The following is a 1071-nucleotide window of genomic DNA, read 5'->3' as shown; positions in this document are numbered from 1 at the left end:
GATGTTTACTGGATTATTGTGCCTCTTATTAGACATCTCCAAAAATTAAAAATCAAATCAATTCTCATCCATAAATTATCTATTCTTTCTTCCTGTTCCCTGTTCCCTGTTCCCTGTTCCCTCTTTTCCGGAGATGTCTATTCTGAAGAAGTTGGAGGAACATAAGGCGGAAAAGACTCCGTTTTGAAACGAATTTTCACCTGACCAATCATTTCTGTACTCATGGTAGTAGAGTCAAATGATGTTTCATTCATAGAGTTAACATTGATATTGGTGTTATCTGTACTGGCTTTAAGTCCCCACCATCCCCCACCTGCACGACCTTTTATGTTGGTACGATTGATATTCTTGTTGTAATTTGCTTTCTGTTTCTCTTGTATTTCACTTGTGGTAATATTAAAGGTAAGTTTTGTCATAATTTCGCCATCAGTAACCACAATCCGAGCCATACCATCCTGTGCCATTTGTCTGAGCTGCTCAATCATATTTGTCGCCAGTAAAGCACTAATTGATTCTCGGATCTGGGTCACTTGATCTTGATTAAAACTGGTTGCACCGTCGGGAATATTTAGTTTTGCCCTGGTCAAGTTTAGTTCTTGCTTGACTAATCCCTTTGTTTCATTGATGAGAGCTGTCACAACATCTTGCAATTGCTCACCTCCGCTTTTCTCTGAAGCTCCAGTTTCTGAGTCTGATGGTAGGTTTAAAAAGCTATAGCCTGGACGGACAGATGTGCCGCCTTCTCCATCTGGGTAGCCTTCAGCAAGATAGAGGTCGATTTGAGCATCGGAGACGTTCTCGGCTTCAAACTGTTGGATCGATTTACTGAGATCGGCAACCAATTTAGCATAGGCTTCCATCTGTTTCACCGTTGCCCCAATAATCGCATCAAACGTGCCATTAATTAGCCCGGCGGTAAATTCAGTAAACCCCAAGTTTTGTACATATGTAGCTGCTTCCATTCCTTGGATTGCATTATCACCAATACTCTCAGCTTCAATTGAACTTGGTCCGATTTCTTGGACTGAAGAAGTACTCAACTCTCCAGATGAACTGTCAGTTTGTGTCAAG

Annotated in this window: 1 protein-coding gene; it reads right to left on the bottom strand. The window is 41.3% G+C overall.

What is annotated here, in order from left to right; genetic code table 11:
- Nucleotides 1-137: 137 nt before the first annotated feature.
- On the bottom strand, nucleotides 138-1071 hold a 934-nt coding region (locus F6K22_RS13895; RefSeq protein WP_293098504.1), incomplete at its 5' end, for a hypothetical protein.

The organism is Okeania sp. SIO2F4, from assembly GCF_010672385.1.
Classification (GTDB): domain Bacteria; phylum Cyanobacteriota; class Cyanobacteriia; order Cyanobacteriales; family Microcoleaceae; genus Trichodesmium.
This window is presented reverse-complemented; position numbering and strand designations above follow the sequence as displayed.